This is a genomic window from Paenibacillus sp. MAHUQ-63 (assembly GCF_028765165.1).
Taxonomy (GTDB): domain Bacteria; phylum Bacillota; class Bacilli; order Paenibacillales; family NBRC-103111; genus Paenibacillus_E.
Genome location: NZ_JARADB010000001.1, coordinates 704,261 through 725,088, shown reverse-complemented (window position 1 = coordinate 725,088; position 20,828 = coordinate 704,261). Strand labels below are relative to the sequence as shown.

The 20,828-nt window shown below is 40.7% G+C and carries 36 protein-coding genes; 30 read left to right on the top strand and 6 right to left on the bottom strand.

All coding sequences use genetic code 11. The annotated features are described in order from the left end of the window. The first annotated feature begins 9 nt into the window (after positions 1-9). The 7 genes from PUT07_RS03230 (at position 10) to PUT07_RS03200 (ending at position 4,540) form a co-directional block, all read left to right on the top strand. Complete coding sequence (locus PUT07_RS03230; RefSeq protein WP_274466339.1) at positions 10-462, top strand: hypothetical protein; 453 nt, start codon at positions 10-12, stop codon at positions 460-462. A 1-nt stretch (position 463) separates the two neighbouring features. Continuing rightward, the gene (locus PUT07_RS03225) at positions 464-574 is read left to right on the top strand and encodes a CD1375 family protein (protein ID WP_274466338.1); all 111 of its coding nucleotides are present in this window, start codon (positions 464-466) and stop codon (positions 572-574) included. Positions 575-626: 52 nt separating this feature from the next. Then, positions 627-761, top strand: coding sequence for a CD1375 family protein (locus tag PUT07_RS03220; RefSeq protein WP_274466337.1), 135 nt, complete (start codon positions 627-629; stop codon positions 759-761). Positions 762-824: 63 nt separating this feature from the next. Beyond that, on the top strand, positions 825-950 hold the full coding sequence (locus PUT07_RS03215; protein ID WP_274466336.1) for a hypothetical protein: 126 nt from the start codon (positions 825-827) through the stop codon (positions 948-950). Next, the gene (locus tag PUT07_RS03210) at positions 950-1,273 is read left to right on the top strand and encodes a BppU family phage baseplate upper protein (protein WP_274466335.1); all 324 of its coding nucleotides are present in this window, start codon (positions 950-952) and stop codon (positions 1,271-1,273) included. The genes PUT07_RS03215 and PUT07_RS03210 overlap by 1 nt, the downstream gene beginning before the upstream one ends. Positions 1,274-1,289: 16 nt before the next feature. Beyond that, entirely contained in the window at positions 1,290-3,341 is a 2,052-nt protein-coding gene (locus PUT07_RS03205) for a fibronectin type III domain-containing protein (RefSeq protein WP_274466334.1), read from the top strand. Between the two features lie 14 nt (positions 3,342-3,355). Continuing rightward, a complete protein-coding gene (locus tag PUT07_RS03200; protein ID WP_274466333.1) occupies positions 3,356-4,540 on the top strand; it encodes a GDSL-type esterase/lipase family protein in 1,185 nt (394 codons plus the stop codon). Between the two features lie 8 nt (positions 4,541-4,548). On the opposite strand, the gene PUT07_RS03195 is transcribed toward PUT07_RS03200, so the two are convergent. After that, a complete protein-coding gene (locus PUT07_RS03195; RefSeq protein WP_274466332.1) occupies positions 4,549-4,686 on the bottom strand; it encodes a hypothetical protein in 138 nt (45 codons plus the stop codon). A gap of 167 nt (positions 4,687-4,853) precedes the next feature. Between PUT07_RS03195 and PUT07_RS03190 the strand changes: the two genes are divergently transcribed. The 3 genes from PUT07_RS03190 (at position 4,854) to PUT07_RS03180 (ending at position 7,286) form a co-directional block, all read left to right on the top strand. Further along, positions 4,854-6,005, top strand: a complete 1,152-nt coding sequence (locus PUT07_RS03190; protein ID WP_274466331.1) for an acyltransferase family protein — start codon at positions 4,854-4,856, stop codon at positions 6,003-6,005. A gap of 67 nt (positions 6,006-6,072) precedes the next feature. After that, complete coding sequence (locus tag PUT07_RS03185; protein WP_274466330.1) at positions 6,073-6,534, top strand: phage holin family protein; 462 nt, start codon at positions 6,073-6,075, stop codon at positions 6,532-6,534. 2 nt (positions 6,535-6,536) lie between these two features. Further along, positions 6,537-7,286, top strand: coding sequence for a DUF1906 domain-containing protein (locus PUT07_RS03180; RefSeq protein WP_274466329.1), 750 nt, complete (start codon positions 6,537-6,539; stop codon positions 7,284-7,286). A gap of 45 nt (positions 7,287-7,331) precedes the next feature. Here the strand turns inward: PUT07_RS03180 and PUT07_RS03175 are convergent, their stop codons facing one another. Beyond that, positions 7,332-7,985, bottom strand: a complete 654-nt coding sequence (locus tag PUT07_RS03175) for a copper amine oxidase N-terminal domain-containing protein (protein WP_274466328.1) — start codon at positions 7,983-7,985, stop codon at positions 7,332-7,334. A 198-nt stretch (positions 7,986-8,183) separates the two neighbouring features. Here PUT07_RS03175 and PUT07_RS03170 point away from each other — a divergent pair, with 198 nt between their 5' ends. Together PUT07_RS03170 and PUT07_RS03165 are read left to right on the top strand one after the other, a co-directional pair. Then, entirely contained in the window at positions 8,184-8,618 is a 435-nt protein-coding gene (locus PUT07_RS03170; RefSeq protein ID WP_274466326.1) for a hypothetical protein, read from the top strand. A 15-nt stretch (positions 8,619-8,633) separates the two neighbouring features. Next, on the top strand, positions 8,634-8,885 hold the full coding sequence (locus PUT07_RS03165; RefSeq protein ID WP_274466325.1) for a hypothetical protein: 252 nt from the start codon (positions 8,634-8,636) through the stop codon (positions 8,883-8,885). A 51-nt stretch (positions 8,886-8,936) separates the two neighbouring features. Here the strand turns inward: PUT07_RS03165 and PUT07_RS03160 are convergent, their stop codons facing one another. Continuing rightward, positions 8,937-9,143 (bottom strand): transcriptional regulator, encoded by a 207-nt coding sequence (locus PUT07_RS03160; RefSeq protein WP_274466324.1) that lies wholly within the window; start codon positions 9,141-9,143, stop codon positions 8,937-8,939. A gap of 137 nt (positions 9,144-9,280) precedes the next feature. On the opposite strand from PUT07_RS03160, the gene PUT07_RS03155 reads away from it, so the two are divergent. The 10 genes from PUT07_RS03155 (at position 9,281) to PUT07_RS03110 (ending at position 15,491) form a co-directional block, all read left to right on the top strand. After that, on the top strand, positions 9,281-9,457 hold the full coding sequence (locus PUT07_RS03155; RefSeq protein ID WP_274466322.1) for a hypothetical protein: 177 nt from the start codon (positions 9,281-9,283) through the stop codon (positions 9,455-9,457). Beyond that, on the top strand, positions 9,454-9,576 hold the full coding sequence (locus PUT07_RS03150; protein ID WP_274466321.1) for a hypothetical protein: 123 nt from the start codon (positions 9,454-9,456) through the stop codon (positions 9,574-9,576). Before PUT07_RS03155 ends, PUT07_RS03150 begins: the two co-directional genes overlap by 4 nt. Then, positions 9,573-9,776, top strand: a complete 204-nt coding sequence (locus tag PUT07_RS03145) for a hypothetical protein (RefSeq protein WP_274466320.1) — start codon at positions 9,573-9,575, stop codon at positions 9,774-9,776. Before PUT07_RS03150 ends, PUT07_RS03145 begins: the two co-directional genes overlap by 4 nt. Then, complete coding sequence (locus tag PUT07_RS03140; RefSeq protein ID WP_274466319.1) at positions 9,773-10,093, top strand: hypothetical protein; 321 nt, start codon at positions 9,773-9,775, stop codon at positions 10,091-10,093. Before PUT07_RS03145 ends, PUT07_RS03140 begins: the two co-directional genes overlap by 4 nt. A 131-nt stretch (positions 10,094-10,224) precedes the next feature. Continuing rightward, positions 10,225-10,470: a hypothetical protein gene (locus PUT07_RS03135; protein ID WP_274466318.1), complete on the top strand. Its 246-nt coding sequence runs from the start codon at positions 10,225-10,227 to the stop codon at positions 10,468-10,470. 263 nt (positions 10,471-10,733) lie between these two features. Next, positions 10,734-11,129 carry a hypothetical protein gene (locus tag PUT07_RS03130; RefSeq protein ID WP_274466316.1) on the top strand — a complete coding sequence of 132 codons (396 nt, stop codon included), beginning with the start codon at positions 10,734-10,736 and terminating at the stop codon, positions 11,127-11,129. 809 nt (positions 11,130-11,938) lie between these two features. Further along, on the top strand, positions 11,939-13,015 hold the full coding sequence (locus tag PUT07_RS03125; RefSeq protein ID WP_274466315.1) for a hypothetical protein: 1,077 nt from the start codon (positions 11,939-11,941) through the stop codon (positions 13,013-13,015). A 496-nt stretch (positions 13,016-13,511) separates the two neighbouring features. Further along, positions 13,512-13,778 carry a hypothetical protein gene (locus PUT07_RS03120; protein ID WP_274466313.1) on the top strand — a complete coding sequence of 89 codons (267 nt, stop codon included), beginning with the start codon at positions 13,512-13,514 and terminating at the stop codon, positions 13,776-13,778. Positions 13,779-13,877: 99 nt separating this feature from the next. Next, the gene (locus tag PUT07_RS03115; RefSeq protein ID WP_274467443.1) at positions 13,878-14,726 is read left to right on the top strand and encodes an ATP-dependent DNA ligase; all 849 of its coding nucleotides are present in this window, start codon (positions 13,878-13,880) and stop codon (positions 14,724-14,726) included. Between the two features lie 126 nt (positions 14,727-14,852). Further along, complete coding sequence (locus PUT07_RS03110; RefSeq protein ID WP_274466311.1) at positions 14,853-15,491, top strand: hypothetical protein; 639 nt, start codon at positions 14,853-14,855, stop codon at positions 15,489-15,491. A gap of 83 nt (positions 15,492-15,574) precedes the next feature. Here the strand turns inward: PUT07_RS03110 and PUT07_RS03105 are convergent, their stop codons facing one another. Further along, the gene (locus PUT07_RS03105) at positions 15,575-16,243 is read right to left on the bottom strand and encodes a CPBP family intramembrane glutamic endopeptidase (RefSeq protein ID WP_274466310.1); all 669 of its coding nucleotides are present in this window, start codon (positions 16,241-16,243) and stop codon (positions 15,575-15,577) included. A 119-nt stretch (positions 16,244-16,362) separates the two neighbouring features. Here PUT07_RS03105 and PUT07_RS03100 point away from each other — a divergent pair, with 119 nt between their 5' ends. From PUT07_RS03100 to PUT07_RS03085, 4 genes are read left to right on the top strand one after another with little or no spacing between them, the layout of a single operon-like run. Continuing rightward, positions 16,363-16,548 (top strand): hypothetical protein, encoded by a 186-nt coding sequence (locus PUT07_RS03100; protein ID WP_274466309.1) that lies wholly within the window; start codon positions 16,363-16,365, stop codon positions 16,546-16,548. Further along, positions 16,548-17,225, top strand: coding sequence for a hypothetical protein (locus PUT07_RS03095; protein WP_274466308.1), 678 nt, complete (start codon positions 16,548-16,550; stop codon positions 17,223-17,225). The genes PUT07_RS03100 and PUT07_RS03095 overlap by 1 nt, the downstream gene beginning before the upstream one ends. Positions 17,226-17,239: 14 nt before the next feature. Beyond that, a complete protein-coding gene (locus PUT07_RS03090; RefSeq protein WP_274466306.1) occupies positions 17,240-17,776 on the top strand; it encodes an accessory gene regulator B family protein in 537 nt (178 codons plus the stop codon). Positions 17,777-17,792: 16 nt separating this feature from the next. Then, positions 17,793-17,915, top strand: a complete 123-nt coding sequence (locus PUT07_RS03085; RefSeq protein WP_274466304.1) for an AgrD family cyclic lactone autoinducer peptide — start codon at positions 17,793-17,795, stop codon at positions 17,913-17,915. A gap of 55 nt (positions 17,916-17,970) precedes the next feature. Here the strand turns inward: PUT07_RS03085 and PUT07_RS03080 are convergent, their stop codons facing one another. Beyond that, positions 17,971-18,345 carry a hypothetical protein gene (locus PUT07_RS03080; protein ID WP_274466303.1) on the bottom strand — a complete coding sequence of 125 codons (375 nt, stop codon included), beginning with the start codon at positions 18,343-18,345 and terminating at the stop codon, positions 17,971-17,973. 380 nt (positions 18,346-18,725) lie between these two features. On the opposite strand from PUT07_RS03080, the gene PUT07_RS03075 reads away from it, so the two are divergent. Next, positions 18,726-18,989: a helix-turn-helix domain-containing protein gene (locus tag PUT07_RS03075; RefSeq protein WP_274466302.1), complete on the top strand. Its 264-nt coding sequence runs from the start codon at positions 18,726-18,728 to the stop codon at positions 18,987-18,989. A 193-nt stretch (positions 18,990-19,182) separates the two neighbouring features. Here PUT07_RS03075 and PUT07_RS03070 read toward each other — a convergent pair whose 3' ends face one another. Next, on the bottom strand, positions 19,183-19,578 hold the full coding sequence (locus PUT07_RS03070) for a helix-turn-helix domain-containing protein (protein ID WP_274466301.1): 396 nt from the start codon (positions 19,576-19,578) through the stop codon (positions 19,183-19,185). 124 nt (positions 19,579-19,702) lie between these two features. On the opposite strand from PUT07_RS03070, the gene PUT07_RS03065 reads away from it, so the two are divergent. The 3 genes from PUT07_RS03065 (at position 19,703) to PUT07_RS03055 (ending at position 20,823) form a co-directional block, all read left to right on the top strand. Continuing rightward, a complete protein-coding gene (locus PUT07_RS03065; protein ID WP_274466299.1) occupies positions 19,703-20,011 on the top strand; it encodes a helix-turn-helix transcriptional regulator in 309 nt (102 codons plus the stop codon). 190 nt (positions 20,012-20,201) lie between these two features. Continuing rightward, positions 20,202-20,423 carry a hypothetical protein gene (locus tag PUT07_RS03060; RefSeq protein ID WP_274466298.1) on the top strand — a complete coding sequence of 74 codons (222 nt, stop codon included), beginning with the start codon at positions 20,202-20,204 and terminating at the stop codon, positions 20,421-20,423. A gap of 148 nt (positions 20,424-20,571) precedes the next feature. After that, positions 20,572-20,823, top strand: a complete 252-nt coding sequence (locus PUT07_RS03055) for a DUF7667 family protein (protein WP_274466297.1) — start codon at positions 20,572-20,574, stop codon at positions 20,821-20,823. Positions 20,824-20,828: the final 5 nt, after the last annotated feature.

Below are 20,828 nucleotides of genomic sequence, written 5' to 3'. Positions count from 1 at the left end.
GGTGTGAGCATGTTCAGATACGCACAGATTGACATTGAAACGGGTGTTTGTATATCGGTTTCGTTACTTTCCGGTGAATTCGTTGCGGATCACATGATACCTTTGTTCAAATGGGTGGACAAGGAACAGCCGGGAGAACCAGACGAGGACGGAAATCCCACGACAATTATAGTTCCCGAGGTAGTTATGCTTGATATCGAAGTAAACCCCGGTGATACATACGCCGATGGGGTTTGGACGCCAGCGCCGCCTCCTGAACCAGTAGATCCGCAACCCACTCCGGTTCAAATAAAAATAGCTCAACTCGAGCAAGACAACATCAACCTCATGCTCGCAATCACTCAGGTCTACGAAGAAAAAGAGGCCGAAAAGGCTGCCGCAGAGCAAGAAACCATCAACAATATGTTGGCTATCACAGAGCTGTACGAAATGATTTTGGCACTTCAGGGAGGCGTGGAGTAGTATGGCACTAATTTATTACAAACTCATTCTGTTTGGAAAGAAAACGATCGAAGAAGTGCCGTTGAATTTAAGACCCGAAGTACAAATTTTACTGGATCAAAGCAATGTTTAAAGGAGCCGTTATATGGCTTCTTTTTTTGTTGTTGGGAGGAGGTGAAGAAACAATGGTCACAGTATACGTAACGCTAATCGTCAAGGGATACAAAACATTCGAACAAGTTCCTGTTAACTTGAAGCCAGCTGTTGAAGCTGAACTCGCTGCTATGGACCTGGGAACTGACGGCAAGCCATTGGAATAATTGAATTATGCCCCGGTTTAGTACGAATCGGGGCTTATTGTCTTTTTAGAGAAGGTGGTAATCATGGATAAAAGCATTGTGATTGAACCCATCAAAAATAGTGTTGACGTGCAGCTTGTGAAGGTCGAAACCCTCCTGCATTTCGTTGCTCCTGTACAAAATGTCGTAGAGCGGAAAGAGGTGGATTGATGGCACTAACGATGAAGCGAGGAGACACAAGGACAGCCATAAAAGCAGCTCTGATAAGCCCTAAAGGAACGCCAGTGAAATTGAATAATGCTTCGGTGAAATTCAAAATGGCGACGTACAGGAAAGGCTCGATCCTAGTTAATCGTGAGGCTGATATCTTATCTGCTGACGATGGCATCGTTTCTTTTGTTTTCGAGCCGGAAGAAGTAACAACTCTCGGGACAATGAAAGCGGAATTTGAAGTTACTTATGAGGACGGAAGCGTCGAGACCTTCCCTAATCAGGGATATATCCTAATTAATTTTGAATCTGATTTAGCGTAGGAGGTGGGTTAATTAAATGCCTGATGAACTTAAACCAATGATTAAAATAGGCAATGTCACGCCTCCTCAATTCTTAAATGAGCAGGGAGAATGGGAACTTGTAAGAGGATCGGGCGGCTCTTACCACATGCAGTCGCCCATTGAAGTCTCTGACGAACCTTTCAGTGGAAGTGGAAATCTAACCAAAGAGTTCGCTAGCGAAATGATTGGGATCGAAGTCAGTAATGATTCAAAGCCAGAAACATCCGGAGCTGCTGATCTTACATTTACCATTAATGGCAAAACACGAACCGTAAAGGCTGGAGAAGTTGTTACAGGCCGTTTCAAACCATTCACAGTAGTTACCATTAACAGCACCGTACCGTGGCGTGCAGAGGGCATTCAACTGATCGGCGGATTTACACCATCACAACCTGTCGATACCACTCCACCGGACAACGTCACCAATCTTGCAGTATCTAATCTGACTGCAACGAGCCTCACATTAACCTGGAATGCCTCATCCTCCAGCGACTGTATCGGCTATGATGTTTACCGCGGATCCACATTGGTAGGCAGCGTAACGGGCACGACATACAATGCAACCGGCTTGACACAGGCTACTCAATACACATTTACAATCAAGGCAAAAGACGCAGCGAATAACATTTCGTCGGGAACTTCAACAACAGTGACAACTTCCTCTAGCGCAGATACGATTCCGCCGGCGAACGTTACAAATCTCACAACATCCAATATCACACAAACGGGCCTGACGCTGAACTGGACTGCTTCGGTATCGAGTGACGTAGCATCATATGACATCTACAACGGGACCACATTCCTGGCTAACGTTACGGGAACGACCTACAATGTGAATGGCTTGGCTGCTTCTACAGCTTATACTCTTTGGGTAAAGGCTAAAGATGCGAGTGGGAATGTTGCAAGTGGTACGAGTGTAGATGTAACAACGAGCGCACCGCCGGCAGATACAACAGCACCGAGCAATGTCACGAATCTCACGACAAGTGGATTGACGCAAACAGGCGTAACGCTCAATTGGACAGCAGCCACGGATAACGTCGCGGTAACTGGGTATGACATCTATAACGGCCCTAGTCTTGTGACGACCGTAATCGGGACCTCATACAACGTCACAGGGCTTACAGCGGGCACTCAGTACACTTACACAGTTAAAGCGAAGGACGCGGCGGGGAATGTGGCGAGTGGCACAAGCACAACGTTCACGACTACTGCAGCAGCGGATACAACGCCGCCTAGTCCAGTTACCGGTCTAGCAGCCGGAACTCCGACAGCAAACAGTGTGCCGCTTTCGTGGACTCTTTCTGCTAGTGGTGATGTAACTGCTTATGAGGCAGCATATTCCGCTGACGGAACGAACTTCACAGTGTTCAGTGGAGCAATCAATCCAAGTTCGACGTCTACAACTGTGACTGGATTAAGTGCTAATACTGCTTATACATTCCGCCTTGTTGCTATCGATGGTGCAGGTAATCGATCGACAGCGATGACAACGACAGCGACAACATCAGGAGCAGCGCCGTCAGCCCTAGTATCAGACTCTTTCACAAGAGCTGACGGAAATTTAGGTGGAACCATCACCGAGGTTGGTAATAAAACCTGGATAGCACTAGCTGGAACGCCAACAATAGCATCAAACGTTGTGAAGCCTGGTCTTAGTAATGGTTTAGCGGTTGTTGATGCGGGCGTTTCGGATTGTAGCGTAGAAGCTAAATTTGTAAATATCGTTGCAGCAGCTACGCGCTTAGCGTTCCGAGTTACGGACGCAAATAACTGGTGGTTTGTTCAAGGCGCAAGTGGAACTGGTAAGTATGAACTTTATAAAAAGAATGCAGGAAGTTACGTTGCCGTGAAGTCAGGTGGTATTTCCTATGCGAACAATGACATTGTAAAGGTCGTTTTATTAGGATCTTCTATAAAAGTTTTTGTTAATGGAGTTGAAGACACAGCATTAGCTACAACTGATACATTTAATCAGAGCGCTACTCAACACGGTCTTGCTGCAAATTCAGCAACTACAACACTTGATGACTTTAAGGTTTATTAAGGGAGGTAATATTGATGTGGCAAAAACCGAAGTCCGGTCAATCTATCCCTGACCCTAATAGTCATACACACAACAATAAAACGGTGTTGGATAGTTTATCGGAAGATACAGGAGTTTTGATGTTTCACGGAAGCCCTGTAAGCATCGGAGGTGGCGGTACGAGTAGTGCCTATTCCGCTAAAGACGATATTTTTAATGTTATTACAAGCCCGTTAAAGCGAGCTAATATCGCTTTTGTTGGTGATAGCATAACTAATGGTGCAGGGGCAAGTGCAGGTAATTCTTGGGTTTCTAAAACAATTGACCATATCACTAAAAAATTCGTTACTGGAAACCCTGTAAAAGTTAGCGCGGCTGATTTGTCTTATATAACTCGTTTGGGTGGTTTACAACCCGACTTTACAGGGGCATTGGTTGCTTATCCGGTGAGTTCGATAACTAATCCACCGTTGGGGATACAATTTAGTTTTTACGGCACATCGTTCACACTATACACTACGTTTAGTAGTCAGGGCGGGAAGTTAACAGTAAATGTTGATGGCTTAGACATTCAAGTGATTGATTGTTACATATCAACAGCGAGTGCGGTTACACCAGTGTTAATTGCCGGTTTAACTGAAGGTAATCATATAGTGAAAATTACTTTAACATCACTAGGACACACACCAAATCAAACCTACTTGAGTATTAGCGATATTGAATTTACCAAGGTCGGACGGTTAGAAAACAGGGGTGTAAATGGTTCTGTTTCTGATGCTTTAAGAACAACTCCCAGTTTAATAAAGACTGACGATGATGTAATTTTTATTTGTTACGGAACTAATGAAAGGAACCTACCTAGAAGTACTACTTTCAGCAAGTTTGATTATCAACTCAACTTAGTTGAAACGAAGATTGGTCATAAAAGGATAATCCTCTTGGCACCAAACCCGGTTTGGGCGAGTGATGAAAATGCCAAAACTGGATTTCATCAAGAAGATACGTCAAGCGAGTATAAAAAAATAGCCAAGAGAAGAGAATACATGTTCATTTCCCATTATCAAGCGATAATTGACTATTGTTTGTATAGCGGGAAAACTATTGATCAAACTCTTGCTGACTCCTTACACCCAAACGATACGGGCCACGACGCTATGTTTAAGAATGTTCTTCGTAGTTTGGAGTTAGCTATGATAAGAGACGGAAGAACGGTTTACTAAAACTGTTCTCACCAGATATTTCTTTCGGTGCGATCTTCTTCAACGTCAATATCTAATTTGTCCATTTCTTTTTTAGTACTATAGCCGTAAGCAAGCAGTGCTATTACCCCAGTTATAGCTAAAGATGTTACCAAAGTAGTATCCAACAATATTCATTCACCACCCATTCTATAATCTTAATGTTCATGATACAGAACAATTCGTTTATTGTTAAGAACAAAATTTCATACTTGAATTATGAACCCGAATTATTATATTCTTTATGAAGAACAAATTTCGTTCTTTATGAAGAATTTTTATGTAGGGGGTCGCAATGAGTAAAAGATACGATGAATTAGATTCATTAAGAGGATTGGCAGCAGCGACTGTGGTATTCTGTCATTTACTGCCCTTGGGGAATTTCTGGCTAATGAATAAATTAGACAAAACTCCATTCCATCTGTTATGGGCAGGTCATGAAGCAGTGATTTTATTCTTTATATTAAGTGGCTTTGTGCTGTCATTACCTTATTACAATAATGATTTTAAAAAACCAATTTATAAAAATTATCTAATTAGACGAATCTGTAGAATTTATTTACCTTACGCCGTCAGTGTTATTATTGCAATTGTCTGTATGAAGAGCTTCTATTCAATAGACTTCTTTAAATTAGGTGGGTGGTTTGACAAACCAATCTCATCTGACCTTGTATTGAACCACGCTGTTTTAATAACAGAATTTGATAGTTACAGGTTTAACATGGTTGTCTGGTCTCTCGTCCATGAAATGAGGATTTCGCTGATTTTCCCACTGTTAATGTTTTTAGTCTTGAAATTCAGTTGGAAACGTAATTTAATTCTATCTGTTTCGGGATCGATTTTCTTTTATGTTTTGTATGTTGCGTTTCTTAAAGTATTTAATTATGATGCGACAAAATTACAAGGGTCTTACTTGTATACTATTCATTACTTCGGTTTCTTTGTCGCAGGGGCTTTATTAGCCAAAAATAGAGAACATCTGAATCTCATTTATGCTAAAATGGGGAGATCGTTGAAAATCACATTATTGGTTGCTGGTGTCTTGGCATACACATATAATTGGTGGTTTTTAAATGATTTATCAATAGTTCATTTGTTAATCGTAAATGATTGGATTATTGCAGTTGGAGCAGCAATTTTTATCTTATTTTTTGTCAACTCAAAAGCTATAAGCTCATTGGTGTTGAAGAGACCTATTCGTTTTGTTGGCAAAATCTCTTACAGCTTATATTTGTACCACCTGATCGTTGCGCTTTCAGTCGCTAATTATTTTCATGGTAAATTACCAATGGAAGTAATCACGGGAATATCTATAGCACTCACATTTATTGTAGCGACCGTAATGTATTACTTAATTGAGAATCCATCAATTAATTTAGGTAAAATCATGACTCAACCGAAGAAAAGTAAACACCTTGGAGCAGAAAAATTAAGCAGGATCGCTTAAAACTTCATTTAGGTAAAAGTAAGCCCCAATCCGATTGGGGCTATTTCTATTTCCGGGAGAGTGGGACATGTTTAAGAGAATACTAGCTGAAGGATTAGGATTGCCATCCACACAACAAGCCGCAGCCCTCACGACATCAACAGGAGTAATCGGAGCAATTCTCACTTATGCCTATGGGGGGTGGTCGGAATTGCTAAGCTTATTCTTTATCGCGATGGTGGTTGACTATATTACGGGTATTGGGGCTTCAATCAAAGAGGAAAAAGGACTGAGCAGTAAAGTTGGCTTCCTTGGAATCTTCAAGAAGTTCCTCATGGCTGTGGTGGTTGTGCTGGCTCATCGGATGGATATCTTACTTGGCACCAATGTCTTAATGACTGGTGCCATTTACTTTTATCTTGCCAATGAGCTTATTTCAATCACTGAGAACTATGGTCGGCTGGGGCTGCCGATGCCTCCAAAGCTAAAAGAAATGATCCAGGTACTTAAGGCAAAAGGTGATGGAACGTCACAAGATAAGGATGTGTAGCAATGAAAGGATTCGACTGTGCAACTCCATTGACTGCGAAGACAGCTGTATTGTTTGCTGCAGATGGTTTTCAATTCGCAGCTCGTTATTTGGTCCCGGCTAGCAGTTGGAAAGCACTGAAGAGAGAAGAAGCTGAGGCTCTAAATAAAGCAGGCATCGATATCATTTCAGTATTCGAAACAACTGCTGATCGAGCACTTGGCGGCCGTGCTGCCGGATTGGCTGACGGAGCAACAGCTGTTCAGGTGGCTAAGCAAGTTGGGCAACCGATCGGCAGCTGCATCTATTTCGCCGTGGATTTCGAAGCTAGGGCTTCTCAGATGGCAACTGTGATCGAGTATATACGGGCAGCGAGTGAAGCCACTCCGGATTATACAACTGGCGTTTATGGCTCTTATGCAGTTATTGAAGCCGTATATGCAGCTAGCGCCTGCTCGCACTTCTGGCAAACACGAGCATGGAGTTATGGTAAAGTTTCTGACAAAGCAAATATTTATCAGTACGATTGCGGTCCGCAAGGTTTAGGTCTGACATTGAACGGTATCGGCGTTGATCTGAATGAAAGCTTTGGAAATGAAGGAGCATGGAACAATATGAAGGCGAAGGAGGAAGAACCGATGCTGAAAGTTGAGGATGCAAACAAAATTATTAAGTTATTGAAAGCTGTTTACGAATTGTCTCCACACTTAGAGATTGGCCGCCTTGCAGATGAATTGCGTGTAGCTTCTGGTCAACCAAAAGAAAACTCCTAATCAGAACGAATCCCCCACTGGCCGTGAAGGCTGGCGGGGGATTTTTTATTTTGAACTGAATTTTACTCTAAGCTCGCTATAAGCTTTTTTGTCATTTTCACTTGTGGCATCCGACATGAGTAGGATGAAAAACTTCCCTTCTTTAGTCATTGCAATTACTTCTTTTTTCTGCTCGGAATCATTTTTGGCATTGATCAATAATAAATCAACCTGCGTTCCTTTATCTTCAAACTTTGTGGTTTCAATAATCTCAGGATCAAGCAAGACATGAGGTTCTTTAAGGTCATAAGAAGCTAACATTTGATATATCGGTTGAGTATCGTTGTGGATTTTTTCTTTTAGAAAGCTCTCCATTTTAGTCTTGTCACGCTCGTTAAAAAAAGTATTGATGAATTCGATTGCCAATTTATCCGGAGTATCAGAAACGGCGTCGGCCGATGTGCTTGGTTTTGTTTCAGATACACCCTTTTGCTGGATGGATATTTCCCTTTTCTCCCCATCCCACTTAACATCAGCTCCTAGTGATTCGCTTACCACTCTAAGTGGAACATAACTGTTTCCATCAACGATCTGCAAATCTGCATTGATCAATTTCCCGTTAATAAATAATTTAATATCTGAAGCAGCATATGCCCCGACTGCGACAGAAGCCGCGATGATTCCAGAAAGTCCTAGTGCAACGAGTAGTTTCTTCTTCAAGTTAATTCCTCCTCATTTTGTATCCTCATCACTTCTGTAATACCTACGCCAAATCCTACCAAACTGTTTCATTAATTTTACATTTAATCCTCTGTTCGTCTTTTTTGTTCCCATAAAATTTCACTTGCATAACTATTACGTCCACGGTGTATAATACAAAAACGCGAATGAATGTTCTTATTCATGGAGGTGTTATGGATGAGTTTCACAACTAAAGAGGAGCAAGACGACATAAGCACTTACGTAATTCTCCCTTTGTTACTTGATTTGATTGATAAGTACATGTGGTTTCCCGAAGTCACACCACTTAAACATTTGCATCCCGATCAGTTCCAGGAGCTGCTAGACATGGTTACAGTGGACCATGTAGAGTGTAAACAACGGTTAAAAGCCGCCAATGTCAAAGTGGTCAAGAACTGGAAAGTTGGAGAGACACTGGACTACAAAATTTACGTTAGGCGTTATGAGGAGAACTTTAGCTTATGGAAAGGCTTAGCTAAGGCAGAGTTGCAAATTCGATTGGGGAAATACGTTGCTCGCTTAGATAAAAGTAAGTTCAAGAAAATCGCCGCGGCTCCGGTTGAGAAGAAAGAACAAAATATTGATGGTAAATTGTTTGTCAATTTTGAATAGAAGGTTGTGTGAAGAGTGAGCAGCACATTCGATGAGTTGACTGAAACATTTTTTCATTTGTACGGGAAAGGTTACAGGTTTGTAGAAACGTTGGAAGACCAAGTTGTCGTTGAGCAAATTGGTGTAAGCAAAGTAGTCACGCCAATAATGAAAAGAGGTGGCTTACTTATTGATGGAATAAAATTGTCTGATGAAGAAATTGAGATGGGTATTAATTTTTTCGCCTTTAAACGATCGATCAAACTTAAGAATGGTAAACCTTTATAAAAAAATATAAATGTGCGTCACTGGAGAAATCCAGTTGGCGCTTTTTTGTATTTACCAAAAATCCTCGACTGTAACATCATAACCTTTTTTGCGCAAGAAACTAATGACTGTAATGATGGTGTCTTCATATGGCTCATAATCCAAGTCATTGCACAACCTTGAAGCAGTATTCTTATTAACCGGAAGTTCCCCTTGTTTGATCCCCTCCTTATCCAACCATTTTCCAAACCTTGTTCTTGACTTTCCTAATCCAAACATATTATCCATCCTCCTTCTATTATGAAGAATGGACAATCTATGAAAAATTTATTCTGAAATATAAAAAACCATAGGAAACGTGACCAAGCATTCGACATATTCCTATATTGTCAGACAACAAAGAGAGGATGATGACGATGGCAAGAGTGGTCCAGCAAGAGAACAATTTTATCAAGCAGGCAACGCGCATGGGATTGGAGCAAATGTTGGCGGATGTAAATTTGCTTTTATCGATGGAGCTCACTGAAGGTCAGAAGATTACGAACGAGGAGATTAAAGCGCAAATTCTGAAGCACCTGGATGAACTGAAATGAAAGAAAAGCGATTTACATTTCGCGTTAAAGGCTGGCTGTTGGAGAAGTTGTTGAAGGAGAAAGATGTTTCGAAGGTAATTCGTCAGGCTTTGATTACGCATTATGAGGTGAAGAAATGATTATCCCTCCTCAAGTTTTATCGATCGTAGGCATAGCGATCATCGGCCACATCGGAAACAATCTTATCGTAAGTATGGGTGGTAAAAACTTCGCAATATTCTTCACCATTATTTTGGATGTGGCTGCAGCTGTGGTGAGCTTGAAATGGGTATGGGATAAAGTCGGGGAAATCGCCCATACCTTCGGGGTGATGTTGTGAAAATCGTCTTAGTTCCTAAGGTGTGTTCGCAGCTTGTTGACCAATCGAATTGTGCAAAGGCAATTGAATTATGCGGAGCTGACACGAATCCTGACTTATGCACCGCTAAATTAATCGGCAAAGCGTTTGCTGATCCAGAACCGTTCGTAGTTACAAAATCGTTGTATGGATTCGGTCGATCTACTTATCACTTTACCATGCGACATGGACACAACTACTTGCATTCTTTAGCAAAAGATCTGATTCAAAACATTGGCGGAGATGGGCAGATTGGCGTTGTAGGGAACTTTATCGCCGATGTTTTAGGGGTACAGTAACATGATTAGTCTATTTACTGGGTTCTGTATCTTTGCTGGCAGCGTTCTAGCTTATGCTTCAATTCCCACTAATCCCAAAGAATGCGCACCAACTAGAAATGCGAAGCTGATCAAAAGGGAGGATGGTAAGGATGTTTTTATTACCATTAGGCGCAGGAATGATGGCAGCATCAGCGGTTTTACTAACGAAGTTTCGCTTAGACAAAATGAAAGAAGAATCGAATCATTACCATATCACCATAGAGGATGAACCAGATAACGTAATTCCGTTCAATCGTTTAATTGAGAAGCAAGAGAGTAGTAATGAGCAATTTAAGAACATGCTTCGAACTGAGTTTGATATCGATTGGCCGCCGTCAGATAAGTTCAAAAAGTAGGTGTCAGCATGAAGAATACTCTTGCATGGACAATAGCAGTAACCGGCATTACAGCAGAAATTTTCATAGCAACATTAGATTTTTGGTTTGATGTTCCACATTTTATCTTCCATATTGGCGACGACATGAATTTTACAAGGAGGTAATTCTATGGGCTGGCTTGTTAAGATGCTTGCAAAAGCTTCGCGTGTTGATATGACAGAGGTTATGAATCAACAGACTGCAGATGATGTCATTCACATCATTAAGGAGCTGCTGCTGTGATGTCTGGTCCGTTAGGTGGTTTACTTAAGTTCTTCGCGAAGGAGATCGGCAATAAAGGAGGTAGAATAGTCGCCAGAGATATCCAAGCGGCCGAAAGCTCTTTCCGCTGGACGCATGCAGATAAGATCGCAGAGCTTAAAAATGATGTTGGTCTTTCACCTTCTTATGTCAAAGAGTTAATCAATGAGAGTACCAAAGTTGAGGATCTAGATAAAATCTATAGATACCTTAACAAACCTGGGAACCATTACGATAACTCAATGCTCCATAGTTTGTATCAGAAACTCATGAATAAAGTTATTGAAGTCGACAACCAAAACACCATGCGTGAGATGATTCGTGTGTTCAAAGAAAAAGGAATGTCGATGATTGATCATCTAGATTACTTCATATGAGGTGGAATATGAAAATTGGTAAAACTGCTTTCGCTTTAGCTGCTGTCACGGTTTACATCGTTTGCCCGGCATACCGTTATTACATCATAGGGTCCTGGATCGGCTACAAGATTATAAATGATAAACCTCGTTTCCGAGTCGTTCCTAAGGGATCGAAAACTTACAATAGATTGGTGGGGAAGCCGGCATGATTACATTGTTTAAAGTTTTGTTTCTAGGTGAGCAGCACGAAGGAGTTACACATGGGAAGCTGTCCAACACTTATAAATGGCAATCATTCTTTAAGAACCAGTGAAAGTCCGAGCTACATTCTTTGCTTGTTTCCGGTGATAGTGAGGGGTGAATGGTACAGGGAGGTAATTCATTGCTTGTTCGGCTTAATATTCGTGACATTCACCCCTATTAATTTTTTCGTATCCTTTCGTTTCGTTCCACTCAACTCACTTATTCGCGCATTGCGCTCACTGGAGGTGCGCCGCCATCATGGCCGATCCATTCTGGCAAGATCGACAAGGTTCAATACCAAAATCAAATTGGTTCAAAGATCACCCTAAAACCACGCTTGTACTTCTCTTATCCGCTGCTATAGTCCTCGTTCTCATAAGTATATGAACTACACACAACGCATTCTTCAGATACTCAATAAGCCGCTGCTAAAAGACATCAAGGAAGGTCATAAGGGTTGGGCGTATTACAAGCACAGAAGGGTTATATGCGGGTGGGAAATCGGATTCCATGTACCGCTGAACTCGTCCTATGAAGAGGCTCAAAAGTGCCTTCCTGCGCTTATAGCGACGTGTGGGAAAGAGGTGGAGCTAATCAACTTTAAGGGGCTGCTTGTCTGTAGAATCATCGAAAAAGATTGGCCGTTTCCATTGCGCTATAAAAAGGAGCATTTGAAGCAGAATCAATTGCTTATTGGATACGATCGATTAATGCAACCTGTGTACCATCCGCTCAATGTTCATATCTTGGAGGGAGGTGCGTCCGGTGCAGGAAAGACGGATTGGCAGAGATGGATAGCTTACCAGCTTCTATTGCAGGGATACGAGGTTTATATTTGCGATATGAAGGGATATTCTTTTTCACCTTTTGAGGGTCTTGTGACGGTGGCAGATGATCTTAAATCCTGCAGGAAGATACTTATGGGATTGGTGAAGGAGCTCGAGAGGAGAAAGGCCGTAATTCAGTCGAGGGAGTTCGGGAATCGGGAAGAGACTGTTGCTACTTTCAAGCCGATTGTTGTGCTCATTGATGAGGCTGCCGATCTTTCTCCATCTCAATACGCCGCGAGAACTCTGGATAAAGAACTAGCATTTGAATGTGATTATGCAATTGGATTCATCGGTCGAAAAGGTCGGGAACCAAAAGTGTTTTGCATTTACGGCACACAGCGGCCGGATGCCCGAGTGATCAATAAGCAATTCAAAGATAACGTTGAAGCTTCCATTGCATTCCGGACTAAGGATCACTTCGGGTCCCAAATTATCATTGATCGTCCTGGAGCTGAGAAGATTAATCCTAAGGATAAGGGGCGTTGCATCTATTCCCACGGGGAAGATATTTTAGTTCAGACTCCATACATTGGCGGCGATAGAGAGTGGGAGAGATTGCTGGCGCCACTCAAGAAAGGAATGATCATCGAGAATGGCAACTCTAAGCGCTCCAACAAAGAAAGAAGTTATACTGAAGGCTCTTTCACAAGTTCCGATAGCTCGCACGGATCAGATAGCAAAACTATTCAGTTCAAACTCCAGTCCGCTAAAGAAGGCTTCTCAGCACCTTCAGGATCTGCTTCAGGAAAAACTAATCGAATGGGAATGGCACAGGAGAACAAAAATATGGCGTCTAACACGCAAGGGCCTACTGATGATGAATGGATCTAGGCAGACATGTGAGCACGTCGAGCACGCTTTAGAAGTGGGAGAGATATATTTCACCTTGCAGCCGTTTCAATGGCTTTATGAATACAAGCAGGAGTTTAACTTTGCTGGCAGATCGTTAGTGTGGAATCCAGACGTGGTATTTGCTTTCGTTACTCCAGAAGGTAAGAAGAAACTTGCATGCGTGGAAGTTCAGAGGACACCGCTAAGTGTGAAGCAATGGCAGAGTAAATTTTCGATCTACAATTCTTTCTTTGAGGAGGCTTATAGATCCGCGGAGTTTCAGAGTTGGAGATCCGGAGTAAGCTCCAGTGCAATCATGCCGCACTTTTATGTTATCTCCAATCAGAAGAATATCGAAGGTTTAAGTATTCCTAATCGAGAGCTAAAAGTTATTTCATGCGCAAGTGAAATTAACTAAAGGGGCCAAATCTTCTCTAAGATTAACTAAACTTGTGATATAATATTCTAAATTATCCATCATATAAAGGAGTAATATATGGCTAGTTATGCGCATGAATTTAGAGGGCATGATATTAAAATAAAAAATGAGATTTCAAAGATGTCATTAATAATTGATGGAGAAACACAAGATTGTAGAACAGGTGCTTACCCTTCAAAAACTTTCACACTACAAGGTCAAATACTGAATGGTAGAGATCAAGGGGATGAAATCAAAGTGGAATTCAAAAGAGGATTTCTTTTTAGTAGTTTGATTTTTTATTACAACGATAAACAGATTGGAAAAAGTACAGTACTAATTTAACTATTTTTTACGAAAGGCCCGAGGAGGAGGAACTCGGGCTTTTTTCCTTCAAGTACCATTAGTCATGAATAGCTCTAAGGTGTACGATTATTATGGGTGATGAAGATAATGTTTATTCCTCCAATGCTTCTCCAATATGCCAAAAACAATGAACCGTTTGAAAGTAGTTCCACTTTCGCTGAGTTGAAGTGGGATGGCATTCGATTAATCGTTTCGAATATGGAAGTGCTCAACTTATATACTAAAAATACAAATGCTACAGCGAAATACCCTGAGCTACACAATCCTCCAATTCCGAAAGGCACAATACTTGACGGTGAGATCGTGGTTCTTGATGAACTCGGGCGTGCAGACTTTGAAGCAACAAATGCGGGATTCAGGTCCAGCAAGAAGCGCAAACCGGTTGTATTTATGGCTTTTGACATCTTGTACCACCGCGGTATAGATGTGACTGGATTACCGCTTGTTCAGCGAAAGCAGCTGCTAGAAGAGACGCTCGAGGAGACAGAGCATTATAGAATTGTCCGACCGATAAAAGGCAGTGCAAAGGATTTCTTTAAGATCGTATGCCAGCATGGGCTCGAAGGAATTGTGATTAAGAAGAAAGACTCGAGATATGAAAAGGGGACGCGTTCTTGGTCGTGGCAAAAGGTAATCAATTATCAGAATGCTGAGGTCTACATAACTGGGTACAGCAAGAAAGAATACTCTTGGCTGCTTGGATATCCGGAAGGAGAACGTATACGGCCGATCGGCACTATGGAGCTCGGAATCACTCAGTCTGCTCGTGAATCAATGTGGCCTGTGTTTCAGTCGTTTAAGAGTGGTGAGAGCAAGGATCATGTTTATGTGAAGCCGGTTGTGCGCTGCAAGGTGAAGTATCGGGACTGGTATAAGTCTGGGGCTATGCGGCTGCCAGTGTTTGAAGAGTTTATTGTTAGGGAGTGACCTCAATAATTATATACGAAGAAAAAAAAGCCCAGAAACTCTTGGGCTTTTTGGCGTATGGTCGATGACTTTCTATCAAAGGAATAACTCATCTTTAAGGCGAATTATTATTTCAGGGGTGAAAAAATGGATCTGACGATTACATATAGTTCTAACGAACTGGAAAATGCAATTGATTACCTGGAACAAACTAGTTACTACTATGAAAGAAAAAATTATGATCACCGGTTTAAATGGCTAATGATATCTTTACATGGGGCATTATATGGATTTTGTGTTCTTGCTGTAAAAGGAACCAGCCCAACTCAGACAGTGTACAAATCGTTAGATAAGGTAATAAATAATAAAGGAAGGTTAAGAGAAGCTAGAGAAATCATCTCAAAATATTACAATGTAACAGATGAAACGTATATTGATATTTACGTTCAACTTAGTAAAGGGAAGCTGTTGGATATCTATAATGTGTTAGAACGTTGCCAAAATGAATCGGATATGCGAATGTTCACGGACAGCAAGGTTTTAGTTTTATCAGAGGAACAAAGTCTTGCAATTGGAAAATTGGTTAACCACAGAAATCAATTCGCACATTTTAAACCGATGCAGTATGCTATCACTGGTGATTATGATTTTAGTATTGTATATCCTGTCCTTGAGGTTATTAGGTTTCTAGCTCTTGAAAGTAATAATGTAATGTACTACCAAGAAGAACAAAGAGTACGAGTAGAAAATACTTTTACCAGGTTGTGTCCTAAAATTAATGGCTAGTGCCCCAATCGGCAGCTAGCCATTTTCTTTTAACCAAGAGAATTTAATCTTCGCGCCAGCGATTCGAGAGAATAAAACATTAATTATTCCAGTCGTGAATTTTGTAAGAACCTAGTTATGTAAATCGCTTTTGCATCGTATAGAATGTGAATGATGATCGGAACAAGCAAACCGCCAGTTGTAAAGTAAAGATACCCCATGATCAAACCAAAGATGGTTGAACTGATAACCCCACTTAATCCCTGCATGAAGTGTCCAGCTCCGAAAATCACTGAGGTAATAACCAAAGCCCAAAGATCAGATAACCCCAAACTGACAGCATAATTCTGCAGGAAGCCCCTAAACATAATCTCTTCACATATCCCGACTGTAACAGCCACACCAATGAACATTAGTTGTTGCCGGCCAGTAACTGGATAGAGTTTCGAATCGTAGTTCTCTGCTACCTTCTCACGAAGCATTTTAACAAATGGAAGGAGTATGAAGGGTAAAACAACGGTAACAATTGTATAAGCTATTAGAAGCCAGATAATGACGTCCCATAAGGTGTTAAATGGCATTATAGTGGTTTTATAGTGAGTTTGATCTATGAGTACGATAGGCAATGTGAGAAGCCAGTACACTGCGTATATGAGCAAATATCCGCGTTCTTTTGCCTGGTCGTTGTAAGAGGATGATTTGATTCTTTTTACCATGATGACATTGATAATTGGCATTATCAAAAGTATTAATACGACCATTGTTGTACTCAAGATTTCACCTACCTAAAGATTGTATAAAGATTAAGGTTTCCAATTGACGACCGATATCGGTCATGATAAGATCGTAACAGAAAGACCGATATCGGTCAATATTTCTGGAGGTAGCGCCAATGAACATCGAGCAGATTAAGGGACTTGTAATGGGGACCGAAGAAGCAGCCGCGATGTGGGAGCTCTCACAAGATCACGTTAAAAAACTTTGTAGACTTGGAAAATGTGAGGCGTTCTTACTCGGGAAGAGTTGGATACTTCTTAGGGATCAACCTAATCCTAAAAAAGAGAGGCGGAAAGAATAATGGAGTTATTCATAAAGCTAGTCTTATCAATACTCTTCGTAGCAGCTTTTGTAACACTAAATTTTGCAATATTTAAATTGCCTATCAAGGGAAATGACAAACAAATTGCAACATTAGCATTAGTGGTCGGTGCTGTAAATTTCTACTTTAAATTTGTGGTTGATTCACAATATTTCTTTCTGATACAGACTTTGACTTACATCATTATCTTGTCATCATTAAGAAGGTACCCGCTATTATTCTCTTGCATAGTTGTTTTAGGTGGTTCAGTCGCTGGCTCATTCCTTGACGTTGGAGTTTCATTTGCTGCCGTTGGGTTAAACCTCAGCAGTATTGAATTAATGGTAAACAACTTAACGCACTTCACAGTATTTCATCTAGCACAAACCTTCGTCTATTTCATTATCTCTTATCTGCTAGTTAAGTTTAAGATCGGGTTCAAATTGATTGCTTATAAATACAAGTTTTACGTCTTGGAAAAATTTAATGTTCTTTGGATGCTCTTAGTTATTTCTGTAACTGCTGTTCTTATATACTCCAGTCAAAACTTCCATACATCTTCATTGCACGCTTACATACTAGCCCTTATTACATTAGGTCTAATAATTTTTCTTACATATGGATATTCACAGAACAAAAAAGATCAGCAATCAAGAAGAGATGTTCTGAAAAAATAATAAGGAGGAAATCAATGATTTCAGTTGAAAAAACGGCAAATTACATAGCTCAATCTATAAATAAATACGACTCAAGTAGATCAGTTACAGTTATGGCTTACATCTTGAAACCATTCTTAAATGTATTAGTAACAATTGCATATGTGCTAATTATCGCGGCTTTAACAAGCCACTTCCTAGACGCATTAAGTTGTGTCTGGGCTTTTCCATTACTCAGGCACATTTCTGGTGGTATGCACTTTAAGTCAAACACAGTCTGCAATATTATCTCATCTCTGTTCATCCTAACTTCGGTTTATTCTCCAGTTATTTACTGGAATACAGGATTTATTATCAATATAATTGCAATAATGATTCTTTTGATCTGGGCTCCTAATGGTGTGAGTGGGACTATGGACCCTAAGAATTACCCATTACTAAAAGGTGCAGCAATCCTAATTGTTTCAACAAACTTCTTATTTCAATCACATATCTTATCTGTCGCATTCCTAATTCAGGCGATAACGACGATTCCTATTTCTCAAAAAGTGATCCACAAATTAAAGTTGTGAAAGGAGGTTGAGAACCTTGAAAGAGTTCGTCGCTAAAAAAGCTGGAGCTGCCCTTGAGTTCCTTGCTAAGAAGTTCAGCAAAACAAACTGTTGGTTAGCTTGCTACAATGAAGATGTTCCACAAGAACTGACGAAGTAATTACATAACGAAAAGGTGAGCTTCCTTTTGGGAGACTCACCTTTTTTTTGTCTTTCTATTCAAACGATCCTTTGAGGTTAAAGCTTCTCAAAAACGCTTCAACAGCTACTCTTTCATATCTCTTAACCTCTTCCTTTAGTCGCTCGAACAATTTCATGCTGCTTGCTGTTACAACTTTGGTTTTGCCCTTCTGGCTGCTGTTATGATGTTTCATGAGAATTTCCAACGTATTATCTAGGAGATCGTGGTGGTACTTACTCTCATCTTGCAAGCTCTCATTGAGGAAAATAAAGTAGTTTCCTTCAGTCGTCTCATTGTAGGTTCCATATATCTCATCCGAAGGAAAAGGAATAAGCGTCACAGTTACATTTTGAAGCATCGCTAATTTGAATGGATTAGCATCTAAATTCAGAGCGTCATTATTTTTCAATAAATTCATCCCCTGGTCTGTTTGATTTTTTAATCTTATGTACTCATTATAAGCGAACGCTTGTTTGTATTGTCTGCCGAAAGTCGGCCAAAAGAACTACGAATGAATTCCGTTATTAACACAAAATTGTTTGCACGTCAACGCAAGTTTTGCGTGTGAAACTGTAAAAAAGTGTACATACACAATTCGAATAATCTAATGTATACTATCACTATAGCGATATCCAATCGGACCATTTCACATATGTGCGCAGCCGCCAAACTACTGCACATTGGAAGTGGTTTTTTTATGTCCTCCTCCCCCAATAGTATGATTTGATTTGATTTAATCTCAAAGCACTGATACCATTTAAAGGTAATCTGATTTATTGGAGGACAGTTATGCCGCGCTATAAGCTCGGACGCTGCAACCTGCCAGAAATACTCGATGAATTAGGCATTTCAAATATTGAGTTCGCTGAGAAGATGGGTATGTCTAGACAGCAAGCCGGTGACTATATCAACAACAAAAAGAAGATGGGAACAGCATTGACCTTTTCTGTTGCTGATACTCTCGGTATTCTGGATCGGAGTATCTATCCACTTATCGAAGTGCCAATTAAAGCATCGACGCGCAGGAAGCAGAAGTCCCAGAACGAAGAGTAAACTTCGGTTTCTCTTCCGGGCAAGTTGTCAACCTTTTGGTTTACAAAGTATTTTCCAAAGCCCCCCAGATTCGGGATGACTGTGGAAATTATTATAGCACGAACACGAGGTAAAAATAGGCGAACAAATTGACTTTATCAAAATTTAATTGGTTTGTAGATAAGTGTCGAAATCATTATGTAAACCTTTTCGCTTACTGCTTTTTCCGCTTCGAATCGCCAAGCTTCTCCAAGAAAGTGACCTCCATAATCCGCAAAGTGTGCTGCAGCATGGTTTCATCCACGTTATCACTTTTCCTCAGAATATCCTCCATCTCAATCAATGCACGTCTTATTTTCAACTCATCTTCAGTCGGTGTTTCATTACGGTTAACTGGTGGTGTCGGATCATCAGTGCGGCCGAGAAGATAATCCGCGCTTGTTTTTAATGCATCAGCAAGAGATCCAAGTGTTTTACCTGGAGGAAAGTTGCGATCTGATTCATAACTGGATAACACATGCCGAGTGATCCCCATCATGTCAGCGAGTTGATCTTGTTTTAAGTTCAATTTCTCGCGTCTTTCTTTAATGCGCTCTCCTAGAGTTGTCATATCGTTGCGCTCCTTCATTGTCATTTCTATTTGTTAATTTTAAATTTCTAAATTTTATACTTGCCGAATTTTAAATACCATGTTATAGTCAGTTTACCAACAGGACAGGAGGTGATAACTGGTAATGAAAACAGAACAAAGAGCAGCAAGAAGGCCAAAAGCTTCTCCACCCAAGAAGGATCGTGTGCAGCCACGGGAATGGTTCAAGATCCTTCGATTACAGAAGAATGTTTCGCGAGCAAGAATGGGAATTGATCTAAAGTTGTCTGAAAACACAATCAAGAACATTGAGTACGGCGAAAGTGATCCCAGCTTTATGATGGCTTTTGTTTATGCGTTATACTTCGGGGTCACCGTTGAGGAATTGTTTCCTGATGTCGCTATTGAAGGTAAAAAGTATTTCGAAAAATTGCAACTTGAATTTGCAAAATAATCATTAATGTCATTCTCGCTTACATGATCATTATATTATGGTATTTAAAATACCACAAGTGGAATGTACGTTCGTGTTTTTGTTCCTTTATTTCGTAAAGGTTTATTTTTCTGTGCCCATAATGAAATCCTAAATTTCTTTTATGGACATTTTAGGAATCCAAAGTACATCCGAGGTAGGAGTTGATGAAGTGAAAGACATCGACTATAGACTTCACTTAATTAGTTTATTGCGGCATTCTGTTCAGAATGATCCGACACCTAAGCCAGTCACTATGCTCCAAATGTTCAGTGACATCGTTAATAAATCCGCCGATATTGGCGACGAAAGAACGCTTGAGTTCATTCATTGCATGATGTTGCTACTCAAATCCTTCATGGAAGATGGTGATCAGCATGCGGATAAAAATTAATGGCGAAGATATCGAGCCCGGTACCCGCGTCACTTTTGAAAGCTCCAGTTACTCTGATGTTCATGGTTTATTCGTAGTCATTGCCGGCGCTGTAGCAGCGTGGCTCTGGTATAACTCCTTCTAAAACTTAAAAAGAGGATGTGTTCTCATGATCGGTATTCACGAAGTTCACCGTAAGATGGCGGAAATTGCTTTTATGAATACGAACGAAGAAGGAATCCTTGAATTGGATTCGGTCGCAACTATGAGAGTCATTCAACTTCTTAAGAAAAACATGGAACTTGTCTGGAAGCACGATGGCCTTAAGAGCCTTGCATTAGAAGCTCAAGTGGCTGGAGACATGAAGTGGGTTCAAGAAATTTGCATTCAAATTGAAGAGCTTGAAGCTCAGATGATATGAAAGGA

Coding starts and splice junctions, on each gene's coding strand:
- PUT07_RS03230 (WP_274466339.1), top strand. CDS start 10: ATGTTCAGATACGCACAGATTGACATTGAAACGGGTGTTTGTATATCG.
- PUT07_RS03225 (WP_274466338.1), top strand. CDS start 464: ATGGCACTAATTTATTACAAACTCATTCTGTTTGGAAAGAAAACGATC.
- PUT07_RS03220 (WP_274466337.1), top strand. CDS start 627: ATGGTCACAGTATACGTAACGCTAATCGTCAAGGGATACAAAACATTC.
- PUT07_RS03215 (WP_274466336.1), top strand. CDS start 825: ATGGATAAAAGCATTGTGATTGAACCCATCAAAAATAGTGTTGACGTG.
- PUT07_RS03210 (WP_274466335.1), top strand. CDS start 950: ATGGCACTAACGATGAAGCGAGGAGACACAAGGACAGCCATAAAAGCA.
- PUT07_RS03205 (WP_274466334.1), top strand. CDS start 1,290: ATGCCTGATGAACTTAAACCAATGATTAAAATAGGCAATGTCACGCCT.
- PUT07_RS03200 (WP_274466333.1), top strand. CDS start 3,356: ATGTGGCAAAAACCGAAGTCCGGTCAATCTATCCCTGACCCTAATAGT.
- PUT07_RS03190 (WP_274466331.1), top strand. CDS start 4,854: ATGAGTAAAAGATACGATGAATTAGATTCATTAAGAGGATTGGCAGCA.
- PUT07_RS03185 (WP_274466330.1), top strand. CDS start 6,073: ATGTTTAAGAGAATACTAGCTGAAGGATTAGGATTGCCATCCACACAA.
- PUT07_RS03180 (WP_274466329.1), top strand. CDS start 6,537: ATGAAAGGATTCGACTGTGCAACTCCATTGACTGCGAAGACAGCTGTA.
- PUT07_RS03170 (WP_274466326.1), top strand. CDS start 8,184: ATGAGTTTCACAACTAAAGAGGAGCAAGACGACATAAGCACTTACGTA.
- PUT07_RS03160 (WP_274466324.1), bottom strand. CDS start 9,143: ATGTTTGGATTAGGAAAGTCAAGAACAAGGTTTGGAAAATGGTTGGAT.
- PUT07_RS03155 (WP_274466322.1), top strand. CDS start 9,281: ATGGCAAGAGTGGTCCAGCAAGAGAACAATTTTATCAAGCAGGCAACG.
- PUT07_RS03150 (WP_274466321.1), top strand. CDS start 9,454: ATGAAAGAAAAGCGATTTACATTTCGCGTTAAAGGCTGGCTGTTGGAG.
- PUT07_RS03145 (WP_274466320.1), top strand. CDS start 9,573: ATGATTATCCCTCCTCAAGTTTTATCGATCGTAGGCATAGCGATCATC.
- PUT07_RS03135 (WP_274466318.1), top strand. CDS start 10,225: ATGTTTTTATTACCATTAGGCGCAGGAATGATGGCAGCATCAGCGGTT.
- PUT07_RS03130 (WP_274466316.1), top strand. CDS start 10,734: ATGTCTGGTCCGTTAGGTGGTTTACTTAAGTTCTTCGCGAAGGAGATC.
- PUT07_RS03120 (WP_274466313.1), top strand. CDS start 13,512: ATGGCTAGTTATGCGCATGAATTTAGAGGGCATGATATTAAAATAAAA.
- PUT07_RS03115 (WP_274467443.1), top strand. CDS start 13,878: ATGAAGATAATGTTTATTCCTCCAATGCTTCTCCAATATGCCAAAAAC.
- PUT07_RS03110 (WP_274466311.1), top strand. CDS start 14,853: ATGGATCTGACGATTACATATAGTTCTAACGAACTGGAAAATGCAATT.
- PUT07_RS03100 (WP_274466309.1), top strand. CDS start 16,363: ATGAACATCGAGCAGATTAAGGGACTTGTAATGGGGACCGAAGAAGCA.
- PUT07_RS03095 (WP_274466308.1), top strand. CDS start 16,548: ATGGAGTTATTCATAAAGCTAGTCTTATCAATACTCTTCGTAGCAGCT.
- PUT07_RS03090 (WP_274466306.1), top strand. CDS start 17,240: ATGATTTCAGTTGAAAAAACGGCAAATTACATAGCTCAATCTATAAAT.
- PUT07_RS03075 (WP_274466302.1), top strand. CDS start 18,726: ATGCCGCGCTATAAGCTCGGACGCTGCAACCTGCCAGAAATACTCGAT.
- PUT07_RS03070 (WP_274466301.1), bottom strand. CDS start 19,578: ATGACAACTCTAGGAGAGCGCATTAAAGAAAGACGCGAGAAATTGAAC.
- PUT07_RS03065 (WP_274466299.1), top strand. CDS start 19,703: ATGAAAACAGAACAAAGAGCAGCAAGAAGGCCAAAAGCTTCTCCACCC.
- PUT07_RS03055 (WP_274466297.1), top strand. CDS start 20,572: ATGATCGGTATTCACGAAGTTCACCGTAAGATGGCGGAAATTGCTTTT.